The 15,857-nt window shown below is 43.2% G+C and carries 16 protein-coding genes; all 16 read right to left on the bottom strand.

The features are described 5' to 3' along the window. Nucleotides 1-3: 3 nt before the first annotated feature. The 16 genes from LJD61_RS08935 to LJD61_RS09010 all read right to left on the bottom strand — a co-directional run bounded on the left by LJD61_RS08935 (nucleotide 4) and on the right by LJD61_RS09010 (nucleotide 15,764). Complete coding sequence (locus tag LJD61_RS08935) at nucleotides 4-369, bottom strand: ArsR/SmtB family transcription factor (protein WP_255227189.1); 366 nt, start codon at nucleotides 367-369, stop codon at nucleotides 4-6. 130 nt (nucleotides 370-499) lie between these two features. Then, nucleotides 500-2,398 (bottom strand): stalk domain-containing protein, encoded by a 1,899-nt coding sequence (locus LJD61_RS08940; protein WP_255227190.1) that lies wholly within the window; start codon nucleotides 2,396-2,398, stop codon nucleotides 500-502. A 190-nt stretch (nucleotides 2,399-2,588) separates the two neighbouring features. Further along, nucleotides 2,589-4,952, bottom strand: a complete 2,364-nt coding sequence (gene secA2 / locus LJD61_RS08945; protein WP_255227191.1) for an accessory Sec system translocase SecA2 — start codon at nucleotides 4,950-4,952, stop codon at nucleotides 2,589-2,591. Nucleotides 4,953-5,027: 75 nt separating this feature from the next. Then, nucleotides 5,028-5,333: a hypothetical protein gene (locus tag LJD61_RS08950; protein WP_255227192.1), complete on the bottom strand. Its 306-nt coding sequence runs from the start codon at nucleotides 5,331-5,333 to the stop codon at nucleotides 5,028-5,030. Nucleotides 5,334-5,358: 25 nt separating this feature from the next. Beyond that, entirely contained in the window at nucleotides 5,359-5,883 is a 525-nt protein-coding gene (locus LJD61_RS08955; protein ID WP_255227193.1) for an FmdE family protein, read from the bottom strand. 240 nt (nucleotides 5,884-6,123) lie between these two features. Further along, complete coding sequence (locus LJD61_RS08960) at nucleotides 6,124-7,104, bottom strand: ADP-ribosylglycohydrolase family protein (protein WP_255227194.1); 981 nt, start codon at nucleotides 7,102-7,104, stop codon at nucleotides 6,124-6,126. Then, nucleotides 7,094-8,047, bottom strand: a complete 954-nt coding sequence (locus LJD61_RS08965; protein ID WP_255227195.1) for a carbohydrate kinase family protein — start codon at nucleotides 8,045-8,047, stop codon at nucleotides 7,094-7,096. The genes LJD61_RS08960 and LJD61_RS08965 overlap by 11 nt, the downstream gene beginning before the upstream one ends. Next, nucleotides 8,048-9,124, bottom strand: coding sequence for an ABC transporter ATP-binding protein (locus LJD61_RS08970; protein WP_255227196.1), 1,077 nt, complete (start codon nucleotides 9,122-9,124; stop codon nucleotides 8,048-8,050). It lies immediately after the preceding gene. A 16-nt stretch (nucleotides 9,125-9,140) separates the two neighbouring features. Then, nucleotides 9,141-9,926, bottom strand: a complete 786-nt coding sequence (locus LJD61_RS08975) for an ABC transporter permease (RefSeq protein ID WP_255227197.1) — start codon at nucleotides 9,924-9,926, stop codon at nucleotides 9,141-9,143. A 1-nt stretch (nucleotide 9,927) separates the two neighbouring features. Next, the gene (locus tag LJD61_RS08980) at nucleotides 9,928-10,749 is read right to left on the bottom strand and encodes an ABC transporter permease (protein WP_255227198.1); all 822 of its coding nucleotides are present in this window, start codon (nucleotides 10,747-10,749) and stop codon (nucleotides 9,928-9,930) included. 70 nt (nucleotides 10,750-10,819) lie between these two features. Further along, complete coding sequence (locus LJD61_RS08985; protein WP_255227199.1) at nucleotides 10,820-11,923, bottom strand: ABC transporter substrate-binding protein; 1,104 nt, start codon at nucleotides 11,921-11,923, stop codon at nucleotides 10,820-10,822. Between the two features lie 57 nt (nucleotides 11,924-11,980). Next, nucleotides 11,981-12,700, bottom strand: a complete 720-nt coding sequence (locus tag LJD61_RS08990) for a GntR family transcriptional regulator (protein ID WP_255227200.1) — start codon at nucleotides 12,698-12,700, stop codon at nucleotides 11,981-11,983. Between the two features lie 134 nt (nucleotides 12,701-12,834). Continuing rightward, complete coding sequence (locus LJD61_RS20870; protein ID WP_333783077.1) at nucleotides 12,835-13,284, bottom strand: DUF4368 domain-containing protein; 450 nt, start codon at nucleotides 13,282-13,284, stop codon at nucleotides 12,835-12,837. Between the two features lie 616 nt (nucleotides 13,285-13,900). Beyond that, nucleotides 13,901-14,179 (bottom strand): hypothetical protein, encoded by a 279-nt coding sequence (locus tag LJD61_RS09000; RefSeq protein WP_255227201.1) that lies wholly within the window; start codon nucleotides 14,177-14,179, stop codon nucleotides 13,901-13,903. Between the two features lie 107 nt (nucleotides 14,180-14,286). After that, entirely contained in the window at nucleotides 14,287-14,826 is a 540-nt protein-coding gene (locus tag LJD61_RS09005; RefSeq protein ID WP_255227202.1) for an N-formylglutamate amidohydrolase, read from the bottom strand. Between the two features lie 17 nt (nucleotides 14,827-14,843). Next, the gene (locus LJD61_RS09010) at nucleotides 14,844-15,764 is read right to left on the bottom strand and encodes an ECF transporter S component (RefSeq protein WP_255227203.1); all 921 of its coding nucleotides are present in this window, start codon (nucleotides 15,762-15,764) and stop codon (nucleotides 14,844-14,846) included. Nucleotides 15,765-15,857 lie beyond the last annotated feature (93 nt).

Genomic DNA, 15,857 nt, shown 5'->3' on the forward strand with positions numbered 1-15,857 from the left:
CTTTCAACATTTATGGTTTTTACAGCATCTTGCTTTTCTTGATTGGCATAATACTTCACAGTCATCCGGGATATGCAGGCCAAGGTTAAAGGCTATGGATGGATCATCATCTCTCAATTGATCTATAAATTCTATCATTTGCGATAAAACCTGCTTCTGAACATCATAGTGGACAAAGTATCCTGCCTTTCTGCCTTCTATCAGTCCTGCATCCCTGAGGATCTTCAAATGTTGAGAAACAGCTGCTTCCGAAAGATTCAAATGCCTTGCTACTCCTTTGGCGCATATCCTCTTTCTTGAAAGAATGATGAGTATTTTAAGTCTGGTTTCATCTCCAAGAGCTTTAAACAGCTGTAAAATAGGATCCATTGGTTCCTCCTTTTAGTTAAGTATTTGCTTAATTAGATAATATAACTCTTAAGTATTTTTGTCAACCAGGAATTATATGAGGTAATAAAAATACCCCTGCAATTTGCAGAGGTATTTTTTGTAATGCTTATTAATCAATAGACTCAGATACCTTCACGTCTACCAGCTTGATCCTATCATTATCTATCTTCCATATAGATTGTACATAGCCTAGGGTATCTGCATTCGCTGTTCCGAGAGCCCTCTGCGTACCAACAAGTTCCAATATTCCGTCATTATCCGCATCAACAGCTTTAAGATCGCTTAAGGGATTAGACATACCACCCGGCTGCATTAGCATCTTACCCTGTTCATTGTAAATTCCACCCTCTACATAAAGGGATTTCTTGCTGCTTATGTCCAAGGTATAAGTTTTATTCATTTCCTTAACAAATATGTCTGCTTTAAAGTGATCTTTGTATATTACATCAAAATCTAAGCCTTTGCTGAATTTATCCTGATCTAGCAAATGCACCGCTTTATTTCCCTTAAAGGATATAAGGCTGTATGTTGACATTCCGCCACTCCCGCCGCTGTAAACACTTATCAGCATTTCTTCTGCTTTATCATCATTGAAAATCCCTAAGAATAATTCAGGTGCATAGCCTTCGTTATTCCCGGTTAAGGTAAATTCCTCATATATGAAGTCCTTCTCGTCATTGATCTGAATTTTTAAGTCTCTTACATACAGCGAGTCGCTGCCGAATTCCTTTGTTCCCATTAATGTAACCTTATCTATGCTGCCATTGCCATTGACATCTCCTTCTTTAGTCATAAGAGGCATAGCAATACCAGCTTGCTCCAGGTTCATCTTCTGCCCGGCCCATTTCCAGGTGGTTATCAAATAGGCAATAGAATCCGCATGGCAGCATCCGCAGATTCTCTGGGTACCTATCAATTCAAAGCTGCCGTCAAGGTCAATATCAACAGGCTTGAGCTCTCCGTAAGAATCTGTCCAGCCTTCGGTGCTCTGCAAAATCTTGCCTTCATTATCATAAATGCCTGCTCCAACATACATAGCTTCATTATATGCCAAATCCAATATTTCTGTTTTATCTAATGTGTCACTTCTAAGCTCGGTTTTGAAGTCCGGTAAAAATTTAACCTTTAGGTCAATTCCTTGATTGAACTTTTCAAAATCAAACAAAGAATGAGGTTTATTCTCTTTAAAAGAAAACAGTGCATATTGTATTATACCTCCGCTTCCTCCCGTAGGCATACCGATCAATACATCATCTACTTTATCGCCGTTGAAATCTCCGACAAAAGCAGAAGCTCCATATCCCCCGGCATCTTTATCAATGGCTGCTTCCATATATTCCCTTGTTTTGCCGTCCTGAACAATTAATATCACATCGGAACAATAAAGTGAATCATCATATTCTCGAACTCCGGCAACAATAATATGATCCTTAACCTTGTCCCCATTAATATCTTCAAATTTGTAATCGCTTACATATGTATTGCCGCTCAATTTCAACTCAGGTATTGATAATTTATCATTAACTGAATACTTCGGACGATTAATGCTGATTTCAGCATTTTCCTTTGACATATCAACATCGCATTTTAAGACTTCTGTAAAAAATTCCAAGGGCACATATGTACCTGATTTTTTCATTTCAGGCGCTGCACCTAGTTTAAAGGGTGCCATTTTTGTAAAGAAATAGCTGTCTTCTCCTATTTTTATTTTTGTCCATTGAGCTTTCAGGTTAAGCTCTACGCTATTCTCACTGCCAATCCATTTTACATCGTAGCCCAATGCCTCTGCTGCCGCTCTGAGAGGAACCATCACATGTCCGTTTTTCTCATATATGGATGAATTGTTTAAATTCAATGCCTTTCCATTTACCCATATGCTTTCAGGTATTTTCACCAAATCTGCTGAGGCTTTAGTCTCTGAAGACTGAGCCACAGCCATTGCAGGCTGTCCTGCCAATAAAACGCTTACCATAAGCAATGCCGCTAAAACTAATTTCTGCTTTTTCATATTTCGTCCACCTCTAAAAGTATATTTATCACTGAACTAACATTCAGTGGGGGTTGAATCCCCCTCTGAATGAAGTCTCGTTCAATATGCATTGGAAATGCATAAGACTTCATCTCAAATGCACTTGTTATTATTTTGACGGATTCAATCAAAATAAAGTTTCGAATTGCACACTCCATGTTCATGATTATTATTTTTTAAAAATTGACCGCACCGAAAAAAGAGTGCCCTTGATGTAAGTAGAAGCAGCTTTTACCAGATACGGAAGGCGGCTGAACTGATCGGGACTGTCATTCATAAGATATGTCCAGGTAGATGATGGCCCTTTCAGGATCTTATCATCCAGCAAAACTCCATTTTCATCCGCTTCAGCGCTGTTGAATATATTAACTATCTCTGAATCTATCTCCCTCACCATATTTTCATAAGCCTCAGCAGCAATCCTGTGAAATTCATCCAAAGGATTTTTATTTCCTAAGGAGACCAAATGTATCCCTTCCTGCACATATGATATATAGTCAAGATAATCGGCCCAGCATTTGTTTATGCAATATAGAGTGATCTGTTTTTCTGCTTTACGTAAAGCCTCTTCCCCCACTTCTGCCATAAGAGAATAATATCTGTCGGCAGCTTTAACAGACAGCAGCTCCGGGACAATCCTATCATGCAATATTTCCTGCCGCCTATTATGGATGATGCGGCGCTGCTGTTCAATGATATAGGAATATTTCCAAAGCTGCCTTCTCACATCTGAATTATATCCCTCTACCATTCTTTGCCCTTTTTCTATGGCACGCTTTATTGAAGCATCTTCATGAGGGTCTTGCTGCTTTGCTCTATAATCATGGATATCTGTTGTTCTTATGATTCCATACTTTTTTATCAAACCATCCTCAAAACTTATAAAGAATCTGCTTTCTCCCGGATCGCCCTGGCGTCCTGCCCTGCCTCGGAGCTGGTCATCAATCCTGCTGCTTTCGTGACGGCTTGTTCCGATCACATATAACCCGCCCAATGCAGCAACCCCATCTCTCTGCTCTTCATTCATCCCTCCCAGCTTTATGTCAATGCCGCGCCCAGCCATATTGGTAGAAACAGTTACAGCTCCAAGCTCCCCTGCTTTTGCAATTATTTTTGCTTCCATAGCGTCATTTTTTGCATTTAGTATCCTGCATTCCACTCCAGCCTTATTTAAATCATTTGCAAGGTTTTCTGATTCCTCTATACTCGCTGTGCCTATCAATACAGGCTGACATCTTTTGTTTGCTCTGATGACTTCCTTTATAATAGCCTTATTTTTTGTATGTATGTCAGTAAAAATTACATCTTCATGGTCTATGCGGATGCAAGGCTTATTGGTTGGGATCACCAGCACCTCCAATCCATATAATTCATTGAGCTCTCCTGCAGCTCTTTTGGCAGTGCCGGTCATGCCGCAGAGCCTCGGGTATAAGCTCAAAAAATGCTGAAGCGCTACAGAGCCCATTATTTTCCCTTTATAGTCAGATGCTATGCCTTCCTTTGCCTCCACTGCACCCTGCAAATTATCAGGCCAGTGCCGCTTATCCGCTATGCGCCCTGTAAACTCATCAATAATCTCGATCCTTCCGTTTCGTACAATGTAATCCTTATCCTTGTAAAGCAGCTTTTCAGCATGAAGGGCGCAGTTGATTTTGGTCAGCAATTCCAGATTCTTTATGTCATAGAGGTTTCCGGATCCCAGCATTTCTTCAACCCGCATAAGGCCGGCATCTGTGAGATATATATTTCTTTCGTATTGGTCTATCTCATAATCTGCATCAGCTTCAAGCCCTTTAACAATATTGTGAAAACGCGCCAATCCTTCCGCTTCAGTCTTTACATTCCCTGCAATCACCAGAGGTATGCGGGCTTCGTCAATGAGTATGGAATCAGCTTCATCCACTATGGCGTAATTGAACCGGCGCTGTGCGACATTCTTCCGGTCTGCGCATAAGAAATCTCTTAAATAATCGAAGCCCGATTCCTTAGCCGTCACATAGGCAACATCACAAGAATAGGCTTTCTGCCTTTTCTCTATGCTCATGCCTTCTCTTATATAGCCTGCCCTTAATCCCAGAAATTCATAAACAGGCCCCATCCACTGCGCATCCCTGAAAGCCAGGTAATCATTAACGGTCAATATATGAACTCCCTTCCCGGATAGTGCATTCAAATAGGCAGGTGACACAGCCGCCAGGGTTTTGCCTTCTCCGGTCTGCATTTCTATGATTTTGCCCTTATGCAGGGCAATACCCGCAATGATCTGCACATCGAAAGGATACAACCCTAATACACGGTATGAGGCTTCCCGTACAAGAGCAAAGGCTTCTGCCAGCAGTTTATCCAGGGATTCTCCTTTTTGAGCCCGCTGCTTCAGCTTCCGTGAGACAGTCTTCAGCTCATTATCGCTTAAAGTTTTTAGTTTTATATCATTGATCTCATTCAAGATCTTATAATAAAGCTTTAAATCATATTCAACGGGATTATACCAATCCTTGATAAAGTCATTAAAGTGTCTTAGCTTTTTAAGCATAAAAAAACTCCTCCTTCTGTAAATGGCAAAATAAACATATGATTCATGAAACCATATGAGTGTATATATGCTTGATTATTTTACAGAAAGGGAATCGTCTAATTTTAAGATATTATAAAGGATAAGCATAAGGCTGCTGAAGAAAAAGATTATATCCAAAGAAAGTATGAAATGATTTGAAGAAGTAAAAAAACGGCAAGCACTCGCAGCCAAAGAGGCCAATTCTATTTTTATCAGAAAGCACTGATACAAAACCTGCATATTTGGGGCAAGTAAAAGAACACATGATAATAAAGCCTCATTCTTAAATGAATAAGCCAATTGCCTGGCTATCAGAGTCAAGCCTGCTGCTATCGTCAGAAAGGCAATAGTATATATCATGCGCTTATTTCACCCCCTGTTTCTATCAAAATCCCCTGCTGTATTCCTCAAAGCAATCCAGGCAAACCTTTTTGCCATCCATAAACCTGATTTTATGGTCTGCCGCTCCTTCTCCGCAATTTTCGCAGATGATGGTCTGGAATATCTTCGCCCTCTGAGGTATAGGGTAATGAGGTACTTTAAATTCAAATAAATCCTCTGCCGGAGAGTTCAGCAAGTATTCTTGCTTCTCTTTTCTATCCATACTGCGGCTGAATGGCTTCAAAACCATCCTTATACTTTTCCCGGTGCTTCTTTCAAAAAAGCTGTATGCGCTTTTCCCCCTGTCTCTGAATATAAGGTTCCCCTTGCCGCAGGTGCAGCCTGTCATGACCTGTATAGCATCTACGCCGCAGGCATCATTCTCAGTAACGCATACTATTTCCTCATCCGGTGAAAATCCTATTCCTAACCTGGCTATTGCGGCTTCGGCGGCCTTAAATCCGATAGCCAGCCCGGGGCATTCATGACCATGGAACTTCACACATTTATCCCATAATTCTTTATTCATGTTTAAACCTCCGTATTGCAGCTATAAAAAGCTTCCTATTAATTCAATAGCATCTATTTTGAAATCTTTATGCCATGGCTGTCGCTCCACTTCTCAATTGCAGTCATCATGGCATTCTACCTCTAGTTCAAATATATCCATAGTATATACATTAGTCAATAACTATATAAGACACTTCATTGGATGATATCGTATATACAAAAAACATGGACGGTGATCCATGTTTTCCAAATAGCATTCCTAGCCCAGCAAAGCTTGAGCTATACCCATAAAGTCAATTTTATTTCTATGCTTGATCTCTTCTATCCACTTGCTGCTCAGACTGCCGGCTCCGCTGAAGGCTCCGCAGATCCCCCCTGTTATAGATGCATTGGTATCTGCATCGTTGCCTACGTTCACCGCTGCTATGATGCCTTTTCCCGCGTTGCCTTCCGCAGCATAAAATATTCCGAGAGAAAGAGGTATGGATTCGTAGCTTTTCATATCGGAGCCTATGTACCGGTACAGCTCATAGCAGATATGCTCCAGGCTCTTCGGCCTGTTGCTGTCGACTATATCTATGGCCAGCTGTATCCTGGCAGCTACAGAAGGAGCGGGTATGTCAAAGCCTACCTCTTCCCCTCTTTGGGCAGCATAGATCGCGGCCTCCATGACCTGCCTTGAAGTATAGCCCCCTTCTACGCCCAGGGCTACAGCCGCGGCCACAGCACAGGTGGATGCTACCCCCGGCTTGCTGCCGTGGGAAGGCAATGCAGATTGTATGGCATCCGCAACGGCATCCTCTATTCTGCCATGATTGAAGATACCTATAGGCATTGCTCTCATGGCCCCGCCGTTGGTATCGCCTTTTTTGCCTATCTCCAAATAATCCTTGCCCTTTATTATCGCTTCCAAAAATCTGCGGGTGCTGGGCCCTATAACAGTAGAATCCAGCATTTTTTTATCTATGGCCCATCTTCTCATCTTTTCAACAAAGAGGTCTGCGTCAAATCCTTTAGCCTCTATCAAGACAGAGGATATTATCAAAGATTCCTCCGTGTCATCTGTTATCTCGCCTTGCTGCAAAGAGCCGTGAGCAATCTGCTCCGCTGCCGGCTTCATAAAATCCGTAATCTTCCCGTATACTCTCTTTATCTGATCCGGCGACATGAATGAAGCCGGCATTCCCATGGCGTCTCCGATAGCCGCCCCCAATAAGCTTCCATATGCTCTATCTATCATAAGCCTTATCCCTTTCCATATTCGTTAGATTTTTAATGTCTTCTATTCCAAATTTCCCGTGAGGCCCTTTAAAGGTAGCGGTGATTGCGCCGCAGGCGCAAGCGACATTGACGGCTTCACAGGTGGACAGGCCATGGGATAATCCGTATATGAGGCCTGCTGCAAAGCTATCTCCCGCACCTGTAGTATCTATGACATCTACTTTAAAGGAAGGCATAACAAAGCTCATATCTTTGCTCCACACCTTGACCCCCCTGCTTCCCTGTTTGAGCACCAGCAGCTCTATTCCCGTGCTCTTGAACCAATTCTCAGGCTCCGCATCCAATGCCAGAATGCTTTTTATTGTTTCTGCTTCAGTCTCATTGGGAGTGATTATATCGGCTTTGGACAAGATCCAGAGAAGGGTATCCTTCTCTATCAGCTGCGCTAAGGGTCCCGGATCAAATAAAATCTTGCTTCCCATATCTTTGAGCCTTCCAATGGCCTCTATAATATTGCTGGAATATCTTTCATCCAGCAAGTAATATCCTGTTACATATACATAGGATATTTTTGCCATCAATTCATCTGCTGTCATATAGGGAGAAAAGTACGATTCGCAGCCCTTATAGGTCAGGAAGGTCCTTTCTCCGGCACCCTCCAGGATCGTGACACAGTACCCGGAGCTCTCGCCTTCAAGCTGCTTTATGCAGCTCGCATCGAACCGGTTATCCTCGATATAGCTTTTGATCATATCGCCTCTGATATCTCCGCCCACGGCGGACACGATATAGGGCTGCATCCCAAGATTCTTCAAGGTTTGAGCCACATTTACGGCACAGCCCCCGATCCTTTCAAAGCTATCATTTATGAGGACATCCTGTCCTCTTACGGGATATTCCTTTACCATCATATAGCTGTCTACAATAATGCCCCCAAATATCAGAACATTTCCTCCATCCAACTATTCCTCACCATCCCATTCCAGAACCAGGCTGTTTTCAGGCTCCCAGCTTAAATATACTTCATCTCCTATATCGTACTTTTCAGCGTTGCCTGTATTCTGGCGCTGCACAATTACCTCCTGGCCCATGGAATCTACCCTGTATATGGATGTATCACCCACATAGGTAACAAATAATACAGTCCCCTTAAGGCTCAGCTCCTTAGCCTGCCTGCTCACTTCTATCTTTTCCGGCCTTACTGTTATGGCAGACAATTGGCCCGGCTGAATATTTTTCTCAGACACAAACCTCATAACTCCATCGTTTTTCAGCCTTAATGCATAGATATTGTCTTGTTTTTCTGCTATGCTGCCCTTAAAGAAGTTTGCCTGGCCCAGAAAGCTTGCTACGAAAGTATCCTTTGGCGTTTCATATATTTCTTCCGGTGTCCCTATCTGAATGATTTTTCCCGCTTTCATGACGGCGATTCTATCGGATAATGTTAGCGCTTCCTCCTGATCATGAGTAACAAATATGGTAGTTATCCCAATCTTTTTTTGTATTTGGCGGAGCTCCACCTGCATTTCGACCCTAAGCTTTTTGTCCAGCGCACTGAGGCTCTCGTCCAATAAAAGGAGATCAGGCTTTATTACCAGAGCCCTTGCCAATGCCACCCTCTGCTGCTGGCCTCCGGACAGCTGCTTGGGCCTTCTTTTTTCATAGCCGGCAAGCCTGACCATCTCAATTGCCTTGGCTACTTCTTCCTTTATATCCTTCTTGCTCATTTTCCTTTGCTCAAGGCCATAGGCTATGTTCTGCTCCACTGTCATGTGCGGAAAGAGGGCATAGCTTTGAAATACCATGCCGAAGTTTCTGCTGTAAACAGGTATATCGTTGATTATATTGCCGTTTACCTCTATGATTCCCCCGTCACATTTTTCAAAGCCTGCCAACAGCCTTAAGGTGGTGGTCTTGCCGCAGCCGGAAGGGCCCAAGAGCGACAGGAAGCTTCCTTTTTCTATATCAAGGCTGATGCTGTCCAAAACAGTGTTGCCGTCATATTTTTTTGTTAGATTTTTTATACTGAGAAAAGCCATTTCATCCCTCCTATATCTATCTGAAAAGGTTCTTTAAGGAAGAACCCATTATAGCCGCAATTATGCTTATGACCAGCAATGATAAAGCAAGAATTATAGTCGATATTGCATTTATCTCCGGTGTGAAGCCGAATTTAATAGATGAATATATCTCGATCGGCAAGGTAGTAGTGCCGGTAGGTATTAGAAAATACGACAATACAAAGTTATCAAAGGAAACCATAAAAGCCATAAAACCTCCTGCCAGCATGGCAGGGGATATCATAGGGAAAATCACCCTTATAAAAGTTGTCCATTCGTTTGCTCCAAGACTATAGGACGCCTCCTGGACAGATTTGTCCATATCCTGCATCCTGGCGCTTATCACAAGCACCGCATAGGGTAAAGAAATGACGACATGGCCTATGAGGAGCATTAAAAAATTTCTATCCAGTCCCAGGGATTTGAGAAGCAGCAGCAAGGACAGCCCCATTATCAGCCATGGTATGGTTAGAGGCAGGACCACCGCAGAGTTTACAAGAGCCTTGATCTTAGCGCTGGCCTCCTGATTTCCAAGCATCAATGCCGTTGCCAATATGACGCAGATAATCCCTGTGATGGCTGCCAAGTACAGGCTGTTCATGGTAGCATCAATAAGCTTTTCATTCTGCGCCAAAGCCTCAAACCATCTCATGCTGAATTTGAAGGGCAAAGCATTATATTGAGACTCATTGAAGGACATGGCCATCAGGACCGCTATGGGAGCATACAAAAACACAAACACCGCTGCAGTATAAAACCAGTTAAATATCTTCTTGCCCATATTACTTCTCCTTATTTAAAAGTATTGACATGCCTCCCATGGACAGTAATACCATGGACAGCAATATGAAAGCTATGGCCGCGCCAAAGTTCCAGCCGTATATCTCAAAAAATTGATCCTCTATAACGGTGCCTATGACCGAGCCGTTGACACCGCCCAATATCCTTGGCTCCACGAAGCTGCCGAGGCAGGGGACGAAGACCAATATGGAGCCTGTTATTATGCCCGGCTTGCTCAGAGGCAGTATTATGCGCCGGAAGGTTTCTACAGGTCCGGCTCCCAAGCTTCTTGATGCATCTATTATTGAATTGTCCAGCTTCTCCAAAGCCATATAGATGGTTATTACCATATATGGGAAAAATATATGCACCAAGCCTATGATTGCAGCTTTGCTTGTAAAGAGTATGCCTAAATCCGTACTGCGTATCAGCCCCATGCTGTTCAGGAACTGTGCCAATACTCCCCCATCCCGCAGGAATACGAGCCATGAGTATGCACGCACCAGCTGACTGGTCCAGAAGGGTATTATGATGAGCAGCAGCAGCAGATTCTTGCCTTTATTTATGGCCTTGGCCATTATATAAGCCATCGGATAAGCCAGTATCATGCATATGAAGGTTACGATAAGGCTCATCTTGATGGTTTTCCAGGTAAGCTTTAGATAAAAGCCCTTGCTGAAAAACTTGGCATAGTTTTGCAGGGTCAATCGGGCTGTTTCCCCATCGCTCAAAAAGCTGTAATAAAGCATTATAAATAGTGGGACTATAGCAAAGGCAAATAATATAAACATTGCCGGGCTCATCAGGAGCACTTTCTTTTTCACCGACTTACCTCCTTGAAATATTATCCGTTTAAGCAGCAATGAGGCTGCTTAAAAGCAGCCTCCAAAATCATTACTGAGCTTTGACCTCCTGCCACAGCTCGTTCCATTCCCTTTTCACATCTTCGCCATGGTATGATATGAAGAACAGCTTATTCAAGCTTTCTTCGCTCAGGTTCATCTCTTGTATGGTTTTTTCATCAAGAGCCTTCACCGCTTCTGAGTTTACAGGAGCCGGACCGCCCTTTTTGACCCAATCCTCTTGGAATTCCTTGCTTATCATATAATCAATAAATTTAAATGCCAGATCTTTATTCGGAGCATTTTTTACCACTCCCCAATAGTCCACCCATCCGATAGCACCTTCATTGGGAACTACGTATTCAATAGGCTCTCCCTCCTGCTTCATGGCTGCGGCCTGGCCGCTCCACATCATTCCTATGGCTATCTGCTTGTTTGCAAAAAGCTTGGACCATTCATCCCCGGTTTTCCAATATGTCCTGTTCAGCGGCTTTTGTTCAATAAGCTTTTTCTTTATTGCTTCCAGGTCCGAAGGATTGCTGGGGTCCTGGCCCAAAGCGATAGCCGCCGTCATCACTGCGTCATTGAAGTCATCCCTGAAGGCTATCATGCCTTTGTATTTTTCATCCCACAGCACATTGACGGAATCAACCTTTTCCTTCACCAGTTCGCTGTTATAAGCAATGGCTGTAGAGCCCCACACCCAAGGCACTGCATAGGTCTTGCCGTCCTGCTTGTTTTCCGGAAGAGTCGTAAACTTATCAAATATGTATTTATAGTTTTCCATACTGCTGCCGTCTACCTCTTCCAAAAGCCCTTCCTTTATCGCTACCGGCAATATTGACGCATTGGGCAGAATCACATCTATCTTGCCTACGCCGCCTGTTCTCAGCTTGGTCAGCAATTCTTCCTCGGAAGCCATATACTCATGGACAACCTTGCAATCATATTTCTGCTCAAAGTATTCGATGACTTTGCTGTCATCAGAGCCGTAGTCCTTCCAGTTGACCACCACGAGAATAGGCTTGCTGCCTTCAGCTGCCTTATTGCCTTCATTTCCTCCTTCAGTTTTGCTTCCACAGGCAGCAAGAGCCATTGCCATGCTCAATATGATGATCGCTGCTATGAAGCTTTTGATGATTCTCCTCTTTCTCATTCCTTATTCCTCCATTCAAAAAATTATTGGATAAATTTATGCTTATTTTTTATTTGCCTAGGGTATATATGTATCCATATTGGCCACAATATTGAAATCCATCTTGGGACCATATATCACTTTTACCCTTTCAACCTCCACATTGTTCATATCATACACCTTCCCTTGGGCTGTCAGCAAAGGCATAGGCCTGTCGAAGGAAAAGATCTCCCTGGATAATTTGTCGCTTTGTATGCAAGTCAGCTTGAGTTCGGCCCTTTTAGGATGTATGTCATATTTTGTGCGCATGATATTGTATAATGACTCTACGGCAAAGTCATGATCTTCTATGGCCGGAAATAAATCCAATGGGATCAATGAAGCATCTATAGTGAGATATAAGGGTCTATCATCATCCTTCTTTACGCCTCTGGCTCTTTTGATCTCCAGATACTCCCTGCCATCCGCTATCGTCTTGCGGATGCTTATAAGCTTCGATACCGGAGTCTCGTTCCTGCTCTTGAGGTAATCGGTAAACCCTCCGAAATTCCAAACATTGTACTTCATTTGCTTAAAGCATACGAAAGTACCTTTGCCATGCACTTGATGCAGGTATCCCTCATTTACCAGAGTGGATATGGCCTTGCGCACGGTTGCCCTCGTTATCCCAAACCTGGAAGACAACTGAGTCTCGGAGGGTATCATATCGCCTTCCCCGTATTTGCCCTTCAATATGTCCTCCTTCAATATGCGCTGCAATTGGACATATAAAGGTAAGGGATCATTCTTATTCAGCAAATTTTCACCTCCTCTTGTATACATGTCTATACAAGTTTAGCTATAATATATATTAGACATAAATAAAAAAATTCCTTCTTAAATGCCCCATATCAATAAGAATACTTTTGGTCTTGAGATTTGCCGCAGGATTTTCAGTCCCGCGGCTTTTCTCTTACCCTAAATTCTGCCCATAAAGTTGAAATAGACATCAACCTGCTGGGTATAGTTTTTCTTTTTCCACGGTTCGGAACGCTCATGCACCCCAATCTTCTCGATAAAAACTCCTGCACAATTTCAGGCGTTAGCCCCTGAATATCGGTATAACTGTCCACGATTGCCATAAAACGGTCGGCGTTGAACATTTTGTCCTGCCCCAGCTTGCAGGAATTGCTGGGTATGCTCCTTGGCTTCGGCTGTGACCCGCTGAATCTCTGCCAGCATGATTTGGTGCAACGCCATGGCCTTGATGGTGTGGGGTGTACACGCCTCCTTGTACTAGTGGTATTTTCCGCAGACATAAGTAAATTGGCTTTCGTTCCAACTTCCGCATCGGCACAGGTAGTGCTTTGTTCCGCAGGCGGTATGGTGCCGCTTCGCTCCAAAAGCCGAAAACCATGTTCACACCTCCTTTCGGGGAAAAATATAAAGTATGAATATCAAAATGGGAAATTTACCGTTTCACCCTTTAAGATATAGAAATAGAAGGCGGCGACGGAGTCCACTTTGCATCCCCTTGAACTACTAAAGTTAACAATAATAACGAACGAAATAATAAATAATCTTTTCTCAATGTTTTTGAAATCGCATAAAATTAAATTTTCTGCTATATCAAGCTGTCATGAAATGTGGCGGCGGCTGCAACCAGAATATCGGCATTTACGGACAGAATTATATCGAGGGCAACGAACAGAGCTATGAAGGAGTCGCATTCACGGAAGGCGGCATGGAGGTGTTTTAATTATAATCAGCTTGACAAACGCTGGGCTGAGACATGATATACGGCACTTCCGGCACCATCGGTGAGGGCAGCTGTGCCCCGCCAGCCATAAGCGCGGTCAGCAGAAGTGGGATCTGTCGCTGATTATGAACGAAGCCCGGAAAGGCGCTGCCGCAGGCGGCCCGTTTTGGGCAATTGGCAATTGGCAATTGACGTAAGGTAAACAACATGATTTATATATTCCATCCACAGAACATACCAACCTTTTGGATTTTACATGCTTATGCGCTGCAGACAGTGATATGCCCATCAAAAATATGGTGGACAGCTTTGTTTTGAAACAGTTTATCATCTATAATATGCGCAATTTTTTCCACTTTACTGAGGTGGTTCTGGACAGCGGCATGGGCAATATCGTCTGCGGCACGAATATGGAAGCGATTCAGAGGGAGATTACCGAATGTCTGAGTGAGCAGGGCATGACCCGACATCACCCCAAGGAACGGGTGAAAGAGACGGAGGGTATCCGGCAATACTGGTTTGAATGTGAAAATGTACATATTGCCGTTCTTTCCTCCCAGCCGAGAATGGAAGCCACCACTGCGGCTATCGGACTTTCCTCTTGGCTCTCCGCTGTCGGCGCTTCCGTCTGCTATGTAGAGGAAAATCAAAGAAGTTGCTGCAATGTTTGTTCAGAGGACGTAACGCCGCATCTATTGGATAGATACACATCCTGACTGCCGCCTTCAACAAAATCAAGAAAGAAGCTGTGTAAATCCAACAGGAGAACCGATGGATATACTTGTAATTTCTCTAGCAATAGCTTTTCGAGAGCCTGATGGTAAGGCTGATAATATTGGATTACTCGTCGGTTAATCTCATTCTCATCTAGCGGTGAAGAGTACAAAGAGCTGCCTTGTGTGTTCTCATGATAGACAACTGTCTTGCGATAATCTCCACTTCTTGCACTCTCAATTGAGCGATTCATATCCACCACATATCGGCTTAGCTGATTGATGATTGTGGTGCATCCCATTGCGGGAAGAAAGTCGTAAAGTTCCGGCAAGAACCAATCCGAATTTGACAAGCATGCGCTACCAAGGAGGCGTTTGCGAATATCTTGAGGAACAAATACTCCGCTGTGGGGTAAATCAATTACCACTGGAAACTGATGTACATTTTCATTCAAGATTTTGTAGTGTTCCATATTCATTCATCCCAATCTTACTTATACTTTGTGTCGTTTTTGGACCCTATGGATGACCCATCAATTAGTTCCTTCAGGCCATGTTGCTTCCTGAAAATCCCCAACAGCACGGCTACAAAATATGCCTTAACCGTATTGCCCAGGACTTCTTCAATCACGCGGGGAATCCATATAGCTGCAAACGGAAGTACCTTCCATGCGGTAAAGATTGTTTCCCGCAATACGACTGTGTTTAGGGTAGTTACAATCAGACCAGAACCAATCATAACGATAAGAAGCTGGGGTATTTGCCCTCTGCTTGTGTCATGAAGAAACTTCTTTGATATAAAAAGATCAGCGGTTAGCAAAAGAATACCGAGAGCAGCGCTGCCGATAAGCCCTGCTGTTACGAAGGTAATGTAGGTCGCCAGATTTCCTGATGGGTCTTTCGTGTCAATTGTTCTTGTAATAAGCATTTTGCTGACAAGGTGCATATTGTCTGTATTGATGTTTTCTTTTTGTACATGGTCATAAAAGCCATTGTCAATACCATCGGCAGACAGAAATGCAATATTAAAAATGCCTACTAACAATAAAAGAGCGGAACATACTGCAACTGCAATTCTCATTTTCTTACTGTCTTTATTTCGCAACGCATTCCATAATGCGCCCCTGATAAATCCACCAGCAGCTACTACCAGCGTCATGAGGGGGATATAGGTTCCCACAGGCTTCAATAAATAGCCTAAAAAGTCAGAAAGCCCTGATACAATAGCGCCATACACAGGCCCAAATAAAAGGGATGGCATGATGGAGAAAATGCCGGAAATTCCAATGCTCATTCCATTTTGTCCAAACATGGGTATGTAAAAGAAAAATGTTGTTTTCAAAGCGAGTGAAATACTGAGGAATACCGCAGATATTGTGATGCGGCGCACATATAAAGATGAGCCTTTCAATTTAACTTCTCCCTTCTTAATAAGCGTATTCTAGAAAGTTTATCGTTAAATTGATTTGCTAAGTTGCGACCATAAAAAACACCTCCTGTTATG

The sequence above is a fragment of the Lutispora saccharofermentans genome, from assembly GCF_024363565.1.
Taxonomy (GTDB): domain Bacteria; phylum Bacillota; class Clostridia; order Lutisporales; family Lutisporaceae; genus Lutispora; species Lutispora saccharofermentans.

Bases quoted from the DNA above. Each gene is read 5' to 3' on its own strand.
- LJD61_RS08935 (WP_255227189.1), bottom strand. From the start codon at position 369: ATGGATCCTATTTTACAGCTGTTTAAAGCTCTTGGAGATGAAACCAGA.
- LJD61_RS08940 (WP_255227190.1), bottom strand. From the start codon at position 2,398: ATGAAAAAGCAGAAATTAGTTTTAGCGGCATTGCTTATGGTAAGCGTT.
- secA2 (WP_255227191.1), bottom strand. From the start codon at position 4,952: ATGCTTAAAAAGCTAAGACACTTTAATGACTTTATCAAGGATTGGTAT.
- LJD61_RS08950 (WP_255227192.1), bottom strand. From the start codon at position 5,333: ATGATATATACTATTGCCTTTCTGACGATAGCAGCAGGCTTGACTCTG.
- LJD61_RS08955 (WP_255227193.1), bottom strand. From the start codon at position 5,883: ATGAATAAAGAATTATGGGATAAATGTGTGAAGTTCCATGGTCATGAA.
- LJD61_RS08960 (WP_255227194.1), bottom strand. From the start codon at position 7,104: ATGATAGATAGAGCATATGGAAGCTTATTGGGGGCGGCTATCGGAGAC.
- LJD61_RS08970 (WP_255227196.1), bottom strand. From the start codon at position 9,124: ATGGCTTTTCTCAGTATAAAAAATCTAACAAAAAAATATGACGGCAAC.
- LJD61_RS08975 (WP_255227197.1), bottom strand. From the start codon at position 9,926: ATGGGCAAGAAGATATTTAACTGGTTTTATACTGCAGCGGTGTTTGTG.
- LJD61_RS08985 (WP_255227199.1), bottom strand. From the start codon at position 11,923: ATGAGAAAGAGGAGAATCATCAAAAGCTTCATAGCAGCGATCATCATA.
- LJD61_RS09000 (WP_255227201.1), bottom strand. From the start codon at position 14,179: ATGTACATTTTCACATTCAAACCAGTATTGCCGGATACCCTCCGTCTC.
- LJD61_RS09005 (WP_255227202.1), bottom strand. From the start codon at position 14,826: ATGGAACACTACAAAATCTTGAATGAAAATGTACATCAGTTTCCAGTG.